Origin of the sequence: Oceanobacillus profundus, from assembly GCF_003515705.1 — a bacterium.
In the GTDB taxonomy this organism is placed as follows: Bacteria; Bacillota; Bacilli; order Bacillales; family Amphibacillaceae; genus Oceanobacillus; species Oceanobacillus profundus.
In genome coordinates this window covers 87,931-105,372 of the sequence record NZ_QWEH01000015.1, presented here as the reverse complement: position 1 = coordinate 105,372, position 17,442 = coordinate 87,931, and the positions used below count along the sequence as shown (strand labels likewise).

Sequence of the window (17,442 nt, the reverse complement as noted above, 5' to 3'; positions counted from 1 at the left end):
TTAAAACCAATCTGCGTATCCAAGCTTTCTCAAATTTTCAGCAGATGTTTGCAGACAATCAAATGGATCTCTGCCATACGTATCATCTTGTTCAATTAGGAAGTATTTTGCTCCGCTTTCCAGACCAGCTGCAATTACTGCCGGAATATCCAAATTTCCTTCGCCTACTTCAGCAAATTCTATGAGATTGGTAAACTTGTGGAAAAACGCAGCCATATCTTTTAAACCATCTTCGTTCACATCTAGCTTTCCAATTCGATAGTCCTTCAAATGTAATAAGGCAATTCGATCTTTGTATTCTTGAATAAATGTTACCGGGTTTACTCCCGCACGCTGAATCCAGTGAACATCGAGCTCAAAGCCAAGCTTTGATGTATTGTTTTTCATCATATCAAGTAGGTATTCACCATCATACTTTTGGAATTCAATATGGTGTGTATGATAGTATAATTCGATTCCATGCGCTGCTAATCTCTCAGCCATTGCTTCGGCACGTTCAATAAATGCAAGAATTTGATCTTTATCACTCATTACATTTAATGGAAGCATCCCAATACGTATATAGTTACAGTTAAGTGTCTTACAATCCTCCACGATTTTTTCGAAGTCCTTGCTTAATGTTTCCCCTGGAGCACCTGGCAGCATCGGCTCTAATCCAGCAGAAAGTGCAGCAATTTCAATATTAAATTCTTCACTTGCTTGTTTTAACGCCTGCACATTTTCTACTGTCATCGGAATTTGCGAAACCTCAACAGCACGAAAGCCAAGTTCATGCAGTCGTTTCATTGTCTCGTATGCACCGATCTCTTCGACTTTACCTTTGAGCATCATCATTTGTACGCCAATTTTGCCTTTTGTCATTGGTATACCTCCATTTTTATCGTTTTCTTAATTTCAGATGATCTGCGAATTGCACTAATCATTTCCATGGACTTCTGTGCATCTTTGACATGAATGTAATTGTCTGTATCATTTTCAATACAGGTATAAAAGTGATTTATCAATTTAGAATGGCTTGCACCGTAATAGAATTTCGATCCAGGAAGCTTACTGTCCTCTATTACGCTTTCTTTTATTCCATCTTCATTTGTTTTTGTAAGGATACTATCTTTAATTGTTAACTTTCCTTTTTCTAGAATTACCTGAAATTCAACCGATGAGTTCGTTGCATTTGTGACGGTTGCAAAAAACAATCCTGTTGCCCCGTTTGCAAATTGAATATTCGCTGTCGCAGTATCTTCGACATCATAGCCATAGTCAACTAGGTTATCGATCGAACCTCGTATCGTTTCGATTTTCCCGCCAACTAATTGCATTTGATCTAACGTATGGATAGCTTGATTAATCATGACGCCACCGCCCGCTAGCTTAAACGTTCCTCGCCATGGCTTTACATCGTAATATTCCTTTGGCCTGAACCACGTTACTAACCCTTTTATTCCTGTTACTTTGCCGTATTTTCCACTCTGAATTAGTTCTTGAAGCATTTCAAATGACTCATTCAAACGATTTTGGAAAGCGACGCAAATCTTAACGTCCTTATGCTGTTCTTCTAATTCAGCTAAAAACATACCTTCTTCTGCATTTCTTGCAAGAGGCTTTTCTAAAAGAACGTGCACCCCTTTTTCGACACATGCTTTTGTAGCCGGGTAGTGCAGGTGATGCGGCAAACAAACATGGACACAGTCTAATTCCTCTTTTTCTAGCATTTCATGATAGTCATGATAAAAATGAACATCTGGGAACGATTCCTTTAAGTTCGTATTTGTATCACATACTGCAACTAAAGCTACGTTTAAATTCTCCTTTATAGCTGGTATATGGATTTTGGAAATATCACCTAAACCAATTACTGCTACCTTCAGCATTATTTGGTACTCCCTTCACTAAAGCTTATTAGAAAAACAGGGCTGCGGGAGCCCTTCTTTTTCTATCTATAAGCGATCCTATCTCCTTATTTTGGGATAGGGCTCTTCTTTTCTTCTTCGATTTTCTTCGTTAACGCAGCAAAGTATTCGTCTTCGTCAACTGGTAACTCTACTTCTTTCCCTAACCAGCTAGATAAGTGAATCGCATTTGCTAGTGCAACACCATTGATTCCATCGCTACCAGGAGCAAGTAATGGTGTTCCTTCAAGGATGTTGGCTGCGAAGTTCTCCATTACTGAAGTATGCTGTTCTCCCCATACACTTTCAAACTTTATTACTTCTTCATCATAAATCTCTCCAGGACCAGCACCCATGAAAATTCGCATTACGTCCTGCATATCCATTGTTGCACTCATCTCAGACTCAGGAGTTTTCAAGCGTTTAATTGTAACGGTTTCACTATCGTCAACAACAATTTTCCCTTTATCGCCATGGATTTCAAAACGGTCTGTACCCATGATGTCATGTGTACATGTGATAAATGTACCTGTAGCACCATTTCCATAGTCAAGTAAAGCTGTTACCTCATCTTCTACAGCAATATCTCTTTGGTAGCCATATTTTACATTGGAGTAAACTTTCTTTGGCATACCAGCAATCCACTGAAGCAAGTCCAATTGATGTGGTGCTTGGTTCACAAGAACTCCTCCACCTTCACCTTCCCATGTTGCTCTCCATGCGCTTTGATCATAATATCCTTGTGGACGCCACCAAGTCGTAATAATCCAATTCGTACGGCGGATATTTCCAATTTCCCCATTATCTATAACTTCTTTAACCTTTTGATACAATTTATTAGTTCGTTGATTAAACATGATGCCAAATGTAAGCTCTGGCTTTGTTGCAGCAAAGTCATTTAGTTCCTTCACTTGCTTTGTATAAACACCTGCTGGCTTTTCTACCAATGCATGAACATCTCTTTTTAGTGATTCAATCCCCATTTCTGGATGGAGGTAATGTGGAACACACGTAACAACTGCGTCTACATCTCCACTCTCCAACATATCAATGTAATTATCGTAAAAAGGAACATCTGGATACTTCTCTTGTGCCAACGCTTTTTTATCAGGATCTATGTCACAAATTGCCCCAACTACCATATTCGGTACTCTTCCTTCAGTAATAAACCCTGCATAAGCCCCACCTTGTGCACCTAAGCCAATAATGCCTAATCTTACTTTTTCCATTATCCATTCTCCTCACTATATATTTTTAGACGTTTGCGACGGAATTCGCCCGCTGTCATGCCTACGTGTTCACGAAAATAACGACTAAAATGCGAAGCGCTTTCAAAACCACTTTCAAATGCAATTTCCTTTATACTCTTTTTTGGTTCCATCTCCAGTAAATACTTCACCTGCGTCAATCGGGATGCCATCACATACTCCATTACTGTAAACCCCGTCATTTCTCTGAATAAATGAGAAACATAGGACTTACTTAAATTCAATGCCTCAGCAATCGAGCCAACTGTTAATATTTCCATATAATGCGCTTGAATATATTTCAAAATGTTTTCAACATGCTCCGCTTTTTCCGACTTTTTGTCGATTAGCTTCTTGGAATCCTTTTGGCCTAAATTATATACACTGATTAGCACTTGGAGTAAGAGTACTTTCAGCTCCGTTTCTAGATGAAGCTCCTGGCGATTCGTTACCTGGCTTAATTCAGAGAGCTGTTGAATAAGCTTCTCTAATGCCTTTGATTCTTCATTTTCCTTCGTTCGAATTAAGCAGTGGTGCAGCCGTTGAAATGCTTCTAATAAATACATCGCTCCTAATTCCTCAAGTACAGACTTCACCCATTTTGGTGAAAAATGAACAGCACTACGAATATACTCACTATTTGGGTGGACATTTGGTTTATGCAATGTCATCCCATCCATGATTAGAATATCCCCCGGTTCCAAGTCATATATTTGGTTATGAATCAGATAACGGCATGTACCAGCGTGAAAGAAGTAGATTTCATATTCTTCGTGGGCGTGGTAGTCAAATGGCTCATTCGTACCTCGCATTCGATAAAACGCTATCATTGATTGGTTCAAACAGACCACTCCTTTCAGAGGTCTAAATTAATTTTATATGAATTATATAATAATAGCATTAGCCTAAACTGTCTGTTATTTATCAAAAATTGACTGAGAGTGCTTTTTTAAAAATTATTTTAGATAATAGCGTAACAAAAAGGGGCTGTAAGTAGCCAATAATATCTATTTTTCATGTCAGAACTTAAAGATTGAAAAAGACTTACCAAAAAACACCACAAACCATCCGTGTAAACGATGATTTGTGGTGTCTAAGCTAGCCTTCTTATTGTCCAAATAAATTTGGCAAGAACAACGAAAACTCTGGTATATACGCAACTAATAATAGCACGAGAAACATAACACCATAGAAAGGTAACATGGCCTTTGCTGACTTCTCTATCGATATTCGACCAATAGCAGAACCAACGAAAAGCACCGAACCAACTGGTGGTGTAACTAGTCCAATACCTAAGGCTAATATTAATACAACACCAAAATGAACGGGATCCATTCCAGCGCTCGATCCTCCACATGCCGCTAATATCATAGCTACAAACAACAAAACCGAGATTAATGTCAACGCTTTCTTTTTCATTTAATTCCCACCTAAATATTATTTGTTAGCCAAACAAACTAAATGCTAATCTCATTATAAATGAAAACGTTTTTTATTTTCAAGGTTTTTTATACACAAAATAATGTGATATTTCAGTTTCCCGTTTAAGTTTTATGATTATTAGGTAGTAGAAAGCAGATAGTACATTTATCCTGTACTATCTGCTTCATTTACTACAAAAGCAGGTATGCAACTATTGACCCTATCCCGCCAAACATAAGCGCATATGGCATATTATTTAATGTAATTCGGTACGGATTCTGTCCAATGTTCATCGAGGTTAACTGAACAACAAGTCCATAAGAGCCGACCGTTAATGTAGAAACTGCGCTTGTTGTTAAAACAATCGCAAGACTGGTAGGATTCATTGTTTCAAGCAAAGTAGCAATCACTCCACTTAATATTCCAATCGTCGCAATTGGATGTACCCCAAACATACTCATAAAAATAAAAATGAGCTGAATTACAATAAAAATAAGAAATGGATAATCGATAATAGCTAAAACCGGCTGCTGAATAAACTCTAAAAACGATGTGCCACTAATACTATTCGCAAAGAACGCCAAGGTAATAAATAAAACAACAAAATTTTGCATTGCATTTGTCTTCTGCTTCCATGTATTCCACCCTATTATCCAAAAACTGCGTCCTCTTTTCATAAGTTGAGCCCATATAAACGCAAAAGGAAAAATAATAATTGTCACTGTAAAAATAAAATCTATATTAAATAGATTTCCTAACGTAATCACAAGCGTTAGAAATACAACAAGAGCAAACATTAAATGAATAATTTTTTTTGCTATCTCTTTCATACTTATCGTTTCTGACGCAGGATTGTCATAGGAATACTTCTTATAATGATAACGTCCCCAAAATGAATCAAGTAGAAATGTAATACCTGCAATCAACAGAAGCCAAGGCAATAACGAAACATAATCAGCACCCGTGGTGAAAATCGATACAGCTAATAAGATCTCTAGCGGACTCCATAATAGTGCTAATGTATAACCTCTAAGTGTCGCGGTGCCAACAAATGAATTTCTTACCTTTTTATTCAAGGAGCGTAAGTTATCTTTTAACACATCTTGTGAAATATTTGCGGCTGATAAATTTAAGAAAGCTGCTAAGGTGAGGGTTGTAATTGATCCACGTGGATAGAGCTTACCCAAATCAGAAACATTTACGTTTAGTAGATTGTTCAAACTTCGATCAAACCGGCCACTTCTTACAACACTGTTCATCCATGGCAGCATTGCTAAGAGAGTTAGAAGTGACATGTTCGATGTAAGCAAGCTAGGAATCTCTAGCAGTGAGTGATTTGATGTTAAAAAAGCAATACCCCCAACTAAAATAAATGCCGCTCCAAGTATTCTAAATAGATTAGATGCACCGATGAATGATATTGCTACCATCATTAAAGCGAATATTCCGACGATGTAATTAAGGGAATCACTTTCGATAAACACATTAACGATATGTATGATAAATACACTGGAATAGAAGATATATAAATAGCTAAAGACTGGATGGTGTTTCATTATGTCCTCCCTTCGTTACTCACCTCTGAGCAATTGTCAATTCAATTGAGTAACAATTTATTAGTTTATACATCAAACAAATCTATCATATATGTAAGCGCAAGCAATTTCAAGATTATTCATTAAAAATACAATCAATTAGAATTGAAGATACTCAATTAATTCTATTTTATAGGTTGGTGATGACTACGCTTTAGGATTTGGGCTATCGTATGTAGGCGCTTCACTATTGATCGAAGAAATTAACCGTCTAGCAGAAGCTGGAGAATTCGCGAATCATGGGGCTGCTCGTTCCCTCCAGGCACAATTAAACCCGGTAGTAAAATTCGAAAATCAAGGAAATGCCAAAAAGGTTGTTCAGCACGTTAAAAAGTTTAATAAAAAATTGCATCAGCAATATGATAAAGATTTTATCTCTAAAGAGGGGTATGAAAAGCTTTATGCCTATGCTGCTGAATTGCTGGAAATCTGGAAATAGAGAATAAAGGAAACCGTTAACGTTCAATTTAAGCTCGAGTGTGCTTTATGCCATTCGAGTTTTGTTTATTCCATTAAATAACAAAAAATCCTTTACAATAGAAGTACAGATAGCTACTTCAATCGTAAAGGATAATTTTTAAACTTTTCTTCTAATAAATTTATATATACTTAAGAGATAGACTATCCAACCCTAAAAAATCGTTTCGCATTCTCATAGCAAATATTTCTAACATACGTTTCAAGCAACACCATATCTTTGGGAGCCTTTCCTTCTTCTACCCACGTTCCTAACAGGTTACATAAAATCCTGCGGAAATATTCATGTCTAGGGAAGGAAAGAAAACTTCTTGAGTCTGTCAACATCCCGATAAAGTTACTAATCAATCCCATATTGGCTAATGTCTTCATCTGATCTTCCATTCCATCGATTGTGTCATTAAACCACCATGCTGTTCCAAATTGAACCTTTCCAGGAACCTCATCCGTTTGGAAATTCCCTGCCATTGCAGCAAGAATATTATTATCACGTGAATTTAAGCTATATAATACTGTCTTTGGAAGCTTATTCTGAATATCCATTGCATCCAGCAAATTAGATAATTTATCAGCAAGAAGGTTGTCACCGATTGAATCAAACCCACTATCGGGCCCTACATGCTTAAACATTCTTGTGCTGTTATTACGTAATGGATTGATATGCAGCTGCATGACCCATCCCTTATCTGCATATAATTCGCCAAGAACAACTAGTGTGTATGTTTTAAACTGCTCGACTTCCTTCGCAGACAACGTTTCACCCTTTAAACGTTTTGCAAAAATGGATGCAACATCATCCCTCGTCGCCTTTTCATAAAAAATCACATTAATTCCATGATCTGAACTACGGCAGCCTTGCTCGTCAAAGTAATCGACACGATTCGCAAGCGCATCTAAAAAGGCACCATAGTTATCAATCGACATATTTGCAGCTTTTTCTAGCTTTTCCACCCAAGGTAAAAAGTCATCATTTTCAATAGTTAAGCCCTTATCTGGACGGAATGATGGTGATACAGTTACAGAGAAATCATCTTTAGCAAGTGCTTTATGTGCTTCTAAATCGTCTGTTGGATCATCTGTTGTTCCTACAAATTCAACATTTTTGTTCCTTAATAAAGATCTAGTTGATAGCTCTGGCGCCTGAAGCTTGGCATTCGCTTCTTCCCATATTGCTGGCGCACAATCTTCATTAAGCAGCACATCAATGTCAAAGTAGCGTAGCAGTTCTAAATGTGTCCAGTGGTATAAAGGATTCCCTAATGTGTTAGGCACTGTTTTTGACCATGCAAGAAATTTCTCATAGTCACTTTTATTTCCAGTAATATAATCTTCAGCAATCCCATTAGCACGCATACCACGCCATTTATAATGGTCACCGCCTAACCACACTTGAGCTAAATTCGAATAGTTTTTATCCTGCAGAATTTCATGCTGGTTCAAGTGATTATGATAGTCAATAATTGGTAAATGCTTTGCAGTATTATGGAAAAGCTCACGTGCTGTCTCATTATAAAGTAAAAAATCATCTGTTATAAACGTTTTCATTTTCAATCAACCTCTCATTCTTTATATATTAATTAAAACATGAACCTTCGATCTGTTTCCGTTTTATAATTTGTTTGATAAACAAACAAACATGACTATATTATAATACTATATGTAACCGCTTTATTTTTCAAGTGTAAAGTAAAATAAAACCTTGATTTTCTATGGACACTATATCCAATTTGTTTCGATTTGCTTCTGCGCAATCAAAAGCCCCCTTCACAATGAATATTTCTCATTTGTTGAGCAATATTCATTGCAAAGAGGGGTCGGTTATTTATACTAATTTAAAAATGATTCACAGATTAACTAAAAGTAATGATATCTGTGGAATAAATGCAATTACAACTGCCGTTAGAATTAAAACAATGATAAATGGGAACGCTCCTTTTATGACCTGTGTAAGCGACTCTCCAGTTATCCCTTGTGCCACAAATAGGTTTAATCCAAACGGAGGGGTAATCATTCCTATTGATAATGTAACGATCATAATGATACCAAAATGTATGGGATCTATTCCTAGTTCGTAAACCAACGGTAGAAATAGAGGAACAAAGATTAGAACCGCTGCACTTGTGTCCATAAACATCCCTACAATTAGCAGAATTATTATGACCATTAGTATAAAAATCACTTGAGTATTTGCATATTCAAGAAAAATAGATGCGAGTTTTGTAGGGATTTGCTCATAGGTTAAGTACCAGCTAAATACATTAGACGCTGCAATTACAAGCATAATCATTGAAGAAATGACTACAGACTTTCTAGTACTTTCAAATAATTTTTTGACGTCCATTTCTTTATAGACAAAGAAACCAATTATCAAACTATATACAATCGCAACGGCTGCTGCTTCCGTAGGTGTAAAAACACCTACATAGATACCACCTAAAACAATTACAGGTAGTAAGATACCCCATATCGCTGATTTAAAAGAGCTCCATAACTCTTGTAAGCTAGCTTTACCTTCTGGCTTATGACCTTCTCTCTTTGCAATTATGAAACTTACAATAACTAAAACAAATCCAATAAATATACCAGGTATAATTCCTGCAATAAATAAATCACTAATGGATACTTCAGCAGAAGAACCATATACCAGTAAAGTTATACTTGGCGGAATGATTATACCTAGAGTTCCCGCAGCAGTCATTAACCCGATGGAAAATTTACGAGAATATCCTGATTCTCCCAACGAGGGAATCATTACACCACCAATTGCTGCAACTGTAGCTGGACTTGAACCAGAAAGCGATGCAAAGAACATTGAAGATATAACCCCAGCAATTGGCAAACCTCCAGTGACCCATCCAACTAGTTTTTTTGCAAGGTCAACCAATCTCCTTGATGTTCCGCCCACTAACATTAAATCTCCTGCAAAAATAAAAAATGGAATCGCCATTAAAGTAAAAGAATCTATTCCCGAAAAGATATTTCTAGCAAATACATCTATTGACATTCCCTCTTGAATCATTGCAATAAAGCTAGATAAACCAATTGCTATTGCTATAGGAGCGCCAATTATTAACAAGATAGCAAAAATTAGTATGATCATTTTTCTGCACGCTCCTCTACTGACGAGGATTCCACTTTTCTGATTTGATTTAGGCTTGCGACATCCTCAAATAGTAATTGTATAAATCTGTAAAGCATAAGGGCTCCGCCTATTGGAAGTGATAAGTAAGGGATTGCCATTGGAATTCCAACGGCTGGAGTAACATTGCCGAATTCAACTACATTTGAAACTGTTATCGTACCAGATCTTACAAGAATAAAACAAAAGGCTATCCCCATCAGATTAGCAATAATGGAAAAAATCCTTTTTGGTAATGGTGGTAAAAATGCTACAACTGCATCAACAGTTGCATGTGCTTTCTCTCTCACAGCAATACTGCTACCGATAAGAACTAACCAAATAATTAAATACCTTGCAATTTCCTCAGACCACACTAAAGAATTATTAAAAGCATATCTTAAAACAACTTGAATAAATACAAGTAAAGAAGCTATAAGAAGAGAAATCACCGCAAAATACTCTTCCATATGGTTTAAAATTTTATTTACTCTATCCAAAGAAATCCCACCTTCTATAAACAAAATAAAGTACCATGCTGAGGTTGTGAAATCATTAATTATCAATTATATTCAGCAATATGTTACTTCCTTCCATCTCACTAAATTGATCATAGGCTCCAGACATCGCCTCTCTGAATGCTTTCTTTTGTTCTGAAGATAGTTCATTTATTTGAATATTGGACTCATTTAACACTTTCATGTACTCTTCCTCGTCTTTTAAAGCTTCTTCCCATTGCCAATCGGTAACTTCTTGAGCGACTTCATCTATAGCGACTTGCAGATCTTCTGGGAGTTTATTATAAAAATCGCTACTAATTACTAGAGGATATGCCATATATCCATGTCCACTTAACGTAAGGTAATCTTGCACCTCGTAAAACTTTTTACTTACAACATTTGATAGCGGATTCTCTTGTCCATCAACCGTTTTTGTTTGTAGGGCAGTATATAACTCGGAAAAATCTATAGAAACACCGCCAGCATTAACTTCTTGGAATTGCGCTATTAGGAGAGGACTTTGTGATATTCTCATCTTTAAACCGCTTATATCTTTCGGTGTTTCGATTGGCCGTACAGAATTTGTAAGATGTTTAAAACCACCATCCCAAAAATTAAGTAAATGCAAACCTTGCAACTTTAGCTTTTCACCTAATATTTCACCTAATTCTCCATTAGTAGCTTGATAAGCTTCTTCCCTACTTTCAAATAAGAAAGGTAAATCAAATATCTCAAACTCTTTTACAAAAGTTGGCAGCACACCAGTAAATGGTGCATTCATTTGTACTGTCCCTGTTTGTATATGTTCGATTATTTCTCTATCACTACCTAGTTGTGAATCCGGATATACTTCAACTTTGATTTGACCATCCGTTCTTTCCTCAATCATTTCCGCAAATTTTTCTGCGGCTTTCCCTTTTGCTACAGAGGGAGTCACAACATGTGCAAACTTAATCGTATAATTCCCATGACCTTCACTTAAAGCTTTATTATCATGACCAAAACCAACAGCAATCAATAACAATATTAAAAATGCACCCCCAGCGATAATGTCTTTTCTCTTACCATTCATATAACTCCTCCTCAGTCCTAATGTTAACGCTTACAAATAGTGGAATGTCTTATTCATTTCGAATAAACCAAATCTACTACTTTACTTTTAAATGAATAGGCCCTTTAATACGAGGTCAACACTATTATTCTTTAAGGACGCAGGAAAGAGAATAGCGAATCAAACTATTCTCCATCCTTCCTTACACATGTTTTACAAAACTGTTCTTCATAAGCTTAAGTACGTCCTCCCCAGGCATATCCCATAGTTCTTGATTCATGATTTCAACCTCAATTGGTCCATGATAGCCCGCTTCTTGAACTGCTTTTCTTATACGACGAATTTCTATTACCCCATCCCCCATCATTCGGCGGGCCTTAAAAGTATCCGTAATTGGCACATTCCAATCCGATACATGAAAACCGAGAATCCTTTCCTTTGCACGAGCAATCTGTTTATATAGTTCTGGGTCCCACCATACATGAAAGACATCGACAACAACCCCAACTTGATCGGGTGAATATTCTTGTGCTATTTTATTTGCTTGACCAAGTGTCACGATTACGGAACGATCAGCTGCATACATCGGATGAAGTGGCTCGATTCCCAGTCTCACACCACAGGATTCAGCAAATGGAACAAGTTGTTCAATTCCTTCTTCTACCCACTGACGAGATAAATCGATATTACGATCAGGTGCTGGTCCACAGACCAGTACAAGCACATCCGTACCAAGTTCAGCGGCTTCTTCCACTGCTCGTTTATTATCATCTAGGTTTTTCCGACGTTGTTCCTCTGTCGCTGCTGGAAACATCCCACCACGGCATAGACTTGAAACCTTCAGACCTGTACCCTTTATGATTCGTTTACTTTCTGCAATTCCGAGTGCTTCTAATTTGTGGCGCCATATTGATATCCATGGAACTTCAGCTTGTGCACAGCCGATAGCTGCTTCCTTTAGGTTCCACTGTTCCGTTGTAATTTGATTCAAACTAAGGTATTTTAACAAGGATGTGTCTTCTGCCATTACTTACGCCTCCTACTATGTTACATATATTGCTTGGATGGTTGCATGATACCCGCTTGAGCCAGGACAATTTTCATTCTTTCCGCAGCTAGCTCTGGATCCTTTAATAATCCTGCATCATCTGCCATCACGAATAAGTCAGACAAATGAATGATGGAACGTTGCCCCTCTGCTCCACCAATCATACGAAAATGGGATTGATGGCCATTCAAATATGCCATAAACACAACACCAGTTTTATAGGCATACGTCGGTTTTTGGAAAATATGGCGCGATAATGGAACGGTTTTCTCTAAAATTGCATCATACTGTTCGATATTATTCGCATCCAGTGCGTGCATTGCATTTGCTGTTGCAGGCGCAATTGCATCAAAGATTCCTAGTAGGGCGTGAGAATAACCTTGTTCATCGCCTTTAATCAGGTCAGGATAGTTAAAGTCATCCCCTGTATACATTTTGACGCTATCAGGAAGAAGACGCCTCATCAATATTTCCTTTTTATCATCCAGTAGGGATATTTTAATTCCATCAATCTTACTCTCGTTCTCTTTAATCACTTGTAGACAAACATCCATCGCTTGATCGACATCCTCATGACCCCAATAACCTTTTAATGCTGGATCAAACATATCACCAAGCCAATGTAAGATGACTGGTTCGGAAACCTCATTCAATACATTTCGGTAGACGCGCTCATAATCTTCTGGAGTCTTCGCACACGCAGCTAAGGCGCGGCTTGCCATCATGATAATACGACCACCTTGTTTCTCAACAAATTCACATTGCTCCGCGTAGGCTCTTTCGACTTCTTCTAGCTTTAAACTTGGATGTGGAAGCAAATGATCTGTTCCAGCTCCACAAGCGATCCATCCGTTTACAGAATTCGCTTCCTTTACAGATTGTCTTATTAACTCTTTTGCATGTTCCCAGTACAACCCCATCCCGCGTTGGGCAGTATCCATTGCTTCGGCTACGCCTAAACCTAAAGACCATAAATAGTGGCGGTATTTTAGAGTTGTTTCCCAATCAATTTTACTGTTTTGAATTGGGTCTGTATCTGCAAGCGGATTGGCAACCACATGCGCTGCCGAATAAACAATACGGCTTTTAAATGGGACCTCTGGTATATGAACAGAAACAGGATCTTGTGGTGTATACGTATATAACTCTCCGTTTTTGTTCGGCAATTTTATAGAATTCACCAACACTACCTCCTACACATTCACCTTATTTTTAACCCCCGGTACTGCAACCCATCGACGTTCATTCCATGATTGCAGTGCAGCTTCTGCAAGCTGAATCCCTTCTGCTCCTTTATATAAATCCAATGTATAGGTTTCATCTGCAACAACATGTTTTAAAAACATTTCCCACTGAATTTTAAAGGCATTATCAAATACTTTGTTGTCTGGTACCTCTTGCCAGTGCGATTGGAAATCAAATGGATTTGGAATGTCTGGATTCCAGACTGGCTTTGGCGAGTTAACACGATGCTGGACTTTACAATCTCTTAAACCTGCCACAGCGCTCCCTTCGATACCATCCACTTGTACCGTAAACAAATCGTCACGATTTACACGGACTGCCCAGGAAGAATTCGCTTGAACAATCACACCATTTTCCAGTTCAAACATCCCATACGCTGCATCATCTGCTGTTGCAGTATATATGTTACCGCCTTCATCAACGCGTTCCGGAATATGAGTAGCTCCAAGACAGGAAACGGAATCAATTTTCCCGAAAAGATCTTGTATGACATAACTCCAATGTGGATACATATCGACAATCATTCCACCACCATCTTCTTTTCGATAATTCCAAGATGGGCGTTGACCTTCTTGCCAGTCCCCTTCAAAAACCCAATAACCAAAATCCATCCGAACACTAAGAATTTTCCCAAAGAATCCCGAATCAATTAGGCGTTTTAATTTTAATAGTCCTGGAAGATATAATTTATCTTGAACAACCCCATTTTTTACTCCAGCTTCACTTGCTAATTGAGCAAGTTCAATCGCATCCTCAAAATTTGTTGCAGTTGGTTTCTCACAATAAATATGTTTCCCTGCTGCAATTGCTTTGCGGATTGCTTCAGACCTTCTTACCGTTGTTTGTGCATCAAAATAGATCTGATTATAATCATCAGATAATGCCTCATCGAAATTTGTTGTCCAACGTGATAATTGATGGATTTTTGCTAATTCTTCTAAACGATTTGCACGTCTTCCAACTAAAATCGGATCAGGCATAATCTTATCACCACTAGATAACTCAATTCCCCCTTGTTCACGTATCGCAACAATTGAGCGAATTAAATGCTGATTTGTACCCATACGTCCTGTTACTCCGTTCATTATTATCCCAATTTGATGTACAGTCATATTTATCCTCCTGAATAATTTTATTTCTTAGCGCTATCATACAATCATTTTTATGATAAGTCTTATTATTCAAAGAATTTAATTCTCATTTTCGGAAATAAAAAATAAGCACGTTATGAAATGCGATTAAATCAGTTCAAATGATAAACGTGCTTACATAAATTCAATTTATTCGGTTGATAGTTTCTCAAAAAATCCCTTTTAACCGGAGTACTTATTTTCTAAGCGAAATTTTTTTGGCGAGACTCCAGTGAATTCTTTAAATCTCCTATAGAAAGTAGCAAGTGATTCAAAACCTATTTCAAAGCAAATGGAAGGAATATCATTATCTGTCTCCACCAGTAACTTTTTAGCCACTTCCATACGTACTTCATTCAAATATTTCATTGGAGTAGTGTTATATTGTTCTTTAAAAATAGTATTGACATGGCGGGTACTGATTCCAATTTTCTGAGATAACTCTGTAGCATTTGTAACTTCAAAATAATGTGTATCCATATATTTACGCAAGCGCTCCGCGCGAAAAGTATTTGCATTCGTTATACTTGGTTCTTTTCTGTTTCTAAGAAGAATAAGTAATAACTCAGATAAACAAATCTTCATAGACATTTGATTAATCACTTTCCCCTGTGATTGCTCGTAAAGCATTCTTCTTAATAGCTGCCTAACATTTCCTGACGTGAATAGATTCATGTTGATTAACCTTGTTTCATCAAAACAATGTTGATGAAGCAGCATTTTCATGTCGTTTCCAAACTCGTCCATTTCAAACTCAAGAACAAGCACCGTCATTTTTGTATCAGAGGTAATGGAATGAGGAGAATACGGAGTAATAAATGCTAAACTGTCTTGTGTAAATGAATGAACTTGCTCATTCAATATAATCTCTCCGCTATTTTCCAATACGTATAGAATTTGATGTATCTGGTGATAGTGTTTCTGAACTAAATTTCTATCTTTATGTTTATTTTCTCTAATCCTAATACTGTTTTTCAATATATTTTGATTTCCCAACATAACACCCCCAGCCCGTCTATTACTTCATTCCAAAGAATCAATTGTTTCCACATACATGAACAATCACAGTATTAATATGTAACATATTACCTCTAACTTCATCTCCAAACAATTTTTAAATGTTTCATTTTGATAATAGTGGTGAAATATACCTTCCAGAATACTAATTTAATTTCAGCTCTCTAACCTTCGCTGGTACAAAAACTCGATATTAAATCCCTTTAAAAACAATTTGTTTCGAATACAAAAAAGGCTTTGGGATATAAACCCAAAGCCTTTCCAAAACTTCTTATACAAACAAACTCAGCGCCAGTACAAACACTAAACCACAAACAGAAATCAGTGTCTCGAGCACCGTCCACGTTGCAAATGTTTCTTTCATTGTTAAACCAAAGGATTCTTTTACAATCCAGAATCCAGTATCGTTTACGTGAGAGGCAATAATACTACCTGCACCAGTTGCAAGTACCATTAACTCTACATTAACATCTGTGCCTACCATCATGGGCAGAACAAGACCAGCGGTTGTTAATGCGGCAACAGTTGCAGAACCTTGTGCAAGTCTAATTAAAGCAGCAATCAGCCAAGCTAGAATTAATGGTGAAATTGTACTTCCTTCAAAGATCTGTGCGACATAATCGCCAACACCACCATCAATTAATACTTGCTTTAATGAGCCTCCAGCACCAAGGATTAATAGCATCATACCAATAGCTGCAATTGAGCTCTCGGCAGACTTCATTAAGTCTTTCATTGGAATCTTTCTTGCTACACCCATTGTGTACACAGCAAGCAAAACAGAGATCAGCATAACTGTAGTAGGCGCACCTACCATTGCAACAAAATCAAAGAAAGCATTATCTGTTTCTGGCTCCCTTAATAACGAAACAATGGTTGAAATTGCCATCAGAATAACAGGGAATAATGCTGTGAAAGCACTAATTCCAAAACTTGGTGTATCTTCTAATTTAAATTGTTTGGCATCACCAATTGAAGCCATACTGCCTGTAGGCGTTTTCTCAAATGCTGATGGTGCGTATTTTCTTGCGATTTTTGTAAATAGCGGACCCGCAATAATAACCGTCGGGATAGCAATGATAAATCCATAAACCAATACCATCCCTACGTTTGCACCATATTCTTGGGCAATGACCGTCGGGCCTGGATGCGGCGGCAGGAACGCATGTGTAACAGATAAAGCCGTCGTCATTGGCAATCCTAACCAAAGGAATGATTTATTAATTTGTTTGGAAATCTGATAAACAATTGGAATTAATAATACTAGGCCTACTTCGAAAAACAGTGCAATACCAAGAATAAATCCAGCTGCTACAACAGCCCATTGAATTCGTTTCTCTCCAAATTTATCAATTAATGTCATTGCGATACGCTGGGCACCGCCTGCATCTGCAATCAATTTTCCAAGGATTGCTCCGAGACCGAATACTAATGCAATACCACCCAGTGTACCTCCCATTCCAGCTTCAATCGTTTTAACGATTTGATCAACTGGCATACCTAGTGCCAATGCAATTAAGAAGGACACAACAACTAATGAAATAAATGTATTCAAATTAAACTTCATAATTAAAATGAGTAATACAACAATACCTAATGCAACAATTAGTAATGGCATAACTTTCTCTCCCCTTATGTCTTTACTTAGATGTGTAATGAACCGTTTTCATTCAAGGCTGTATGAGGATTTGGCAAACATCTAAATC

General features: G+C 37.3%; 16 protein-coding genes. 1 reads left to right on the top strand and 15 read right to left on the bottom strand.

The features are described from left to right. The 6 genes from D1B32_RS18255 to D1B32_RS18230 all read right to left on the bottom strand — a co-directional run bounded on the left by D1B32_RS18255 (window position 1) and on the right by D1B32_RS18230 (window position 6,111). Window positions 1-861, bottom strand: a complete 861-nt coding sequence (locus D1B32_RS18255; protein ID WP_118890072.1) for a sugar phosphate isomerase/epimerase family protein — start codon at window positions 859-861, stop codon at window positions 1-3. After that, window positions 858-1,868: a Gfo/Idh/MocA family protein gene (locus tag D1B32_RS18250; protein ID WP_118890071.1), complete on the bottom strand. Its 1,011-nt coding sequence runs from the start codon at window positions 1,866-1,868 to the stop codon at window positions 858-860. Before D1B32_RS18250 ends, D1B32_RS18255 begins: the two co-directional genes overlap by 4 nt. Window positions 1,869-1,954: 86 nt before the next feature. Continuing rightward, on the bottom strand, window positions 1,955-3,115 hold the full coding sequence (locus D1B32_RS18245) for a Gfo/Idh/MocA family protein (RefSeq protein ID WP_187393175.1): 1,161 nt from the start codon (window positions 3,113-3,115) through the stop codon (window positions 1,955-1,957). After that, window positions 3,115-3,975, bottom strand: a complete 861-nt coding sequence (locus tag D1B32_RS18240) for a helix-turn-helix transcriptional regulator (RefSeq protein WP_118890069.1) — start codon at window positions 3,973-3,975, stop codon at window positions 3,115-3,117. The genes D1B32_RS18245 and D1B32_RS18240 overlap by 1 nt, the downstream gene beginning before the upstream one ends. A 265-nt stretch (window positions 3,976-4,240) precedes the next feature. After that, window positions 4,241-4,552, bottom strand: coding sequence for a TRAP transporter large permease subunit (locus D1B32_RS18235; protein ID WP_118890068.1), 312 nt, complete (start codon window positions 4,550-4,552; stop codon window positions 4,241-4,243). 194 nt (window positions 4,553-4,746) lie between these two features. Continuing rightward, a complete protein-coding gene (locus tag D1B32_RS18230; RefSeq protein ID WP_118890067.1) occupies window positions 4,747-6,111 on the bottom strand; it encodes a hypothetical protein in 1,365 nt (454 codons plus the stop codon). A gap of 229 nt (window positions 6,112-6,340) precedes the next feature. Here D1B32_RS18230 and D1B32_RS18225 point away from each other — a divergent pair, with 229 nt between their 5' ends. Further along, window positions 6,341-6,589: an FIMAH domain-containing protein gene (locus tag D1B32_RS18225; protein ID WP_118890066.1), complete on the top strand. Its 249-nt coding sequence runs from the start codon at window positions 6,341-6,343 to the stop codon at window positions 6,587-6,589. A 182-nt stretch (window positions 6,590-6,771) separates the two neighbouring features. On the opposite strand, the gene uxaC is transcribed toward D1B32_RS18225, so the two are convergent. From uxaC to D1B32_RS18180, 9 genes are all read right to left on the bottom strand, one after another. After that, window positions 6,772-8,172: a glucuronate isomerase gene (uxaC, locus tag D1B32_RS18220; RefSeq protein WP_118890065.1), complete on the bottom strand. Its 1,401-nt coding sequence runs from the start codon at window positions 8,170-8,172 to the stop codon at window positions 6,772-6,774. A gap of 298 nt (window positions 8,173-8,470) precedes the next feature. Continuing rightward, window positions 8,471-9,727, bottom strand: coding sequence for a TRAP transporter large permease (locus D1B32_RS18215; RefSeq protein WP_118890064.1), 1,257 nt, complete (start codon window positions 9,725-9,727; stop codon window positions 8,471-8,473). After that, window positions 9,724-10,245, bottom strand: coding sequence for a TRAP transporter small permease (locus D1B32_RS18210; protein ID WP_187393176.1), 522 nt, complete (start codon window positions 10,243-10,245; stop codon window positions 9,724-9,726). Before D1B32_RS18210 ends, D1B32_RS18215 begins: the two co-directional genes overlap by 4 nt. Window positions 10,246-10,300: 55 nt before the next feature. Beyond that, the gene (locus tag D1B32_RS18205) at window positions 10,301-11,317 is read right to left on the bottom strand and encodes a TRAP transporter substrate-binding protein (RefSeq protein WP_095313429.1); all 1,017 of its coding nucleotides are present in this window, start codon (window positions 11,315-11,317) and stop codon (window positions 10,301-10,303) included. A 181-nt stretch (window positions 11,318-11,498) separates the two neighbouring features. Further along, window positions 11,499-12,323 carry a sugar phosphate isomerase/epimerase family protein gene (locus tag D1B32_RS18200; protein ID WP_118890063.1) on the bottom strand — a complete coding sequence of 275 codons (825 nt, stop codon included), beginning with the start codon at window positions 12,321-12,323 and terminating at the stop codon, window positions 11,499-11,501. A gap of 20 nt (window positions 12,324-12,343) precedes the next feature. Continuing rightward, window positions 12,344-13,528: a dihydrodipicolinate synthase family protein gene (locus D1B32_RS18195; RefSeq protein ID WP_118890062.1), complete on the bottom strand. Its 1,185-nt coding sequence runs from the start codon at window positions 13,526-13,528 to the stop codon at window positions 12,344-12,346. 9 nt (window positions 13,529-13,537) lie between these two features. Next, window positions 13,538-14,701, bottom strand: coding sequence for a Gfo/Idh/MocA family protein (locus D1B32_RS18190; protein WP_095313435.1), 1,164 nt, complete (start codon window positions 14,699-14,701; stop codon window positions 13,538-13,540). Between the two features lie 201 nt (window positions 14,702-14,902). Beyond that, on the bottom strand, window positions 14,903-15,715 hold the full coding sequence (locus D1B32_RS18185) for an AraC family transcriptional regulator (RefSeq protein WP_158586291.1): 813 nt from the start codon (window positions 15,713-15,715) through the stop codon (window positions 14,903-14,905). A gap of 292 nt (window positions 15,716-16,007) precedes the next feature. Continuing rightward, window positions 16,008-17,354, bottom strand: coding sequence for a gluconate:H+ symporter (locus D1B32_RS18180; RefSeq protein ID WP_095313439.1), 1,347 nt, complete (start codon window positions 17,352-17,354; stop codon window positions 16,008-16,010). Window positions 17,355-17,442: the final 88 nt, after the last annotated feature.

Bases quoted from the DNA above. Each gene is read 5' to 3' on its own strand.
- D1B32_RS18255 (WP_118890072.1), bottom strand. From the start codon at position 861: ATGACAAAAGGCAAAATTGGCGTACAAATGATGATGCTCAAAGGTAAA.
- D1B32_RS18250 (WP_118890071.1), bottom strand. From the start codon at position 1,868: ATGCTGAAGGTAGCAGTAATTGGTTTAGGTGATATTTCCAAAATCCAT.
- D1B32_RS18245 (WP_187393175.1), bottom strand. From the start codon at position 3,115: ATGGAAAAAGTAAGATTAGGCATTATTGGCTTAGGTGCACAAGGTGGG.
- D1B32_RS18235 (WP_118890068.1), bottom strand. From the start codon at position 4,552: ATGAAAAAGAAAGCGTTGACATTAATCTCGGTTTTGTTGTTTGTAGCT.
- D1B32_RS18230 (WP_118890067.1), bottom strand. From the start codon at position 6,111: ATGAAACACCATCCAGTCTTTAGCTATTTATATATCTTCTATTCCAGT.
- uxaC (WP_118890065.1), bottom strand. From the start codon at position 8,172: ATGAAAACGTTTATAACAGATGATTTTTTACTTTATAATGAGACAGCA.
- D1B32_RS18215 (WP_118890064.1), bottom strand. From the start codon at position 9,727: ATGATCATACTAATTTTTGCTATCTTGTTAATAATTGGCGCTCCTATA.
- D1B32_RS18205 (WP_095313429.1), bottom strand. From the start codon at position 11,317: ATGAATGGTAAGAGAAAAGACATTATCGCTGGGGGTGCATTTTTAATA.
- D1B32_RS18200 (WP_118890063.1), bottom strand. From the start codon at position 12,323: ATGGCAGAAGACACATCCTTGTTAAAATACCTTAGTTTGAATCAAATT.
- D1B32_RS18190 (WP_095313435.1), bottom strand. From the start codon at position 14,701: ATGACTGTACATCAAATTGGGATAATAATGAACGGAGTAACAGGACGT.
- D1B32_RS18180 (WP_095313439.1), bottom strand. From the start codon at position 17,354: ATGCCATTACTAATTGTTGCATTAGGTATTGTTGTATTACTCATTTTA.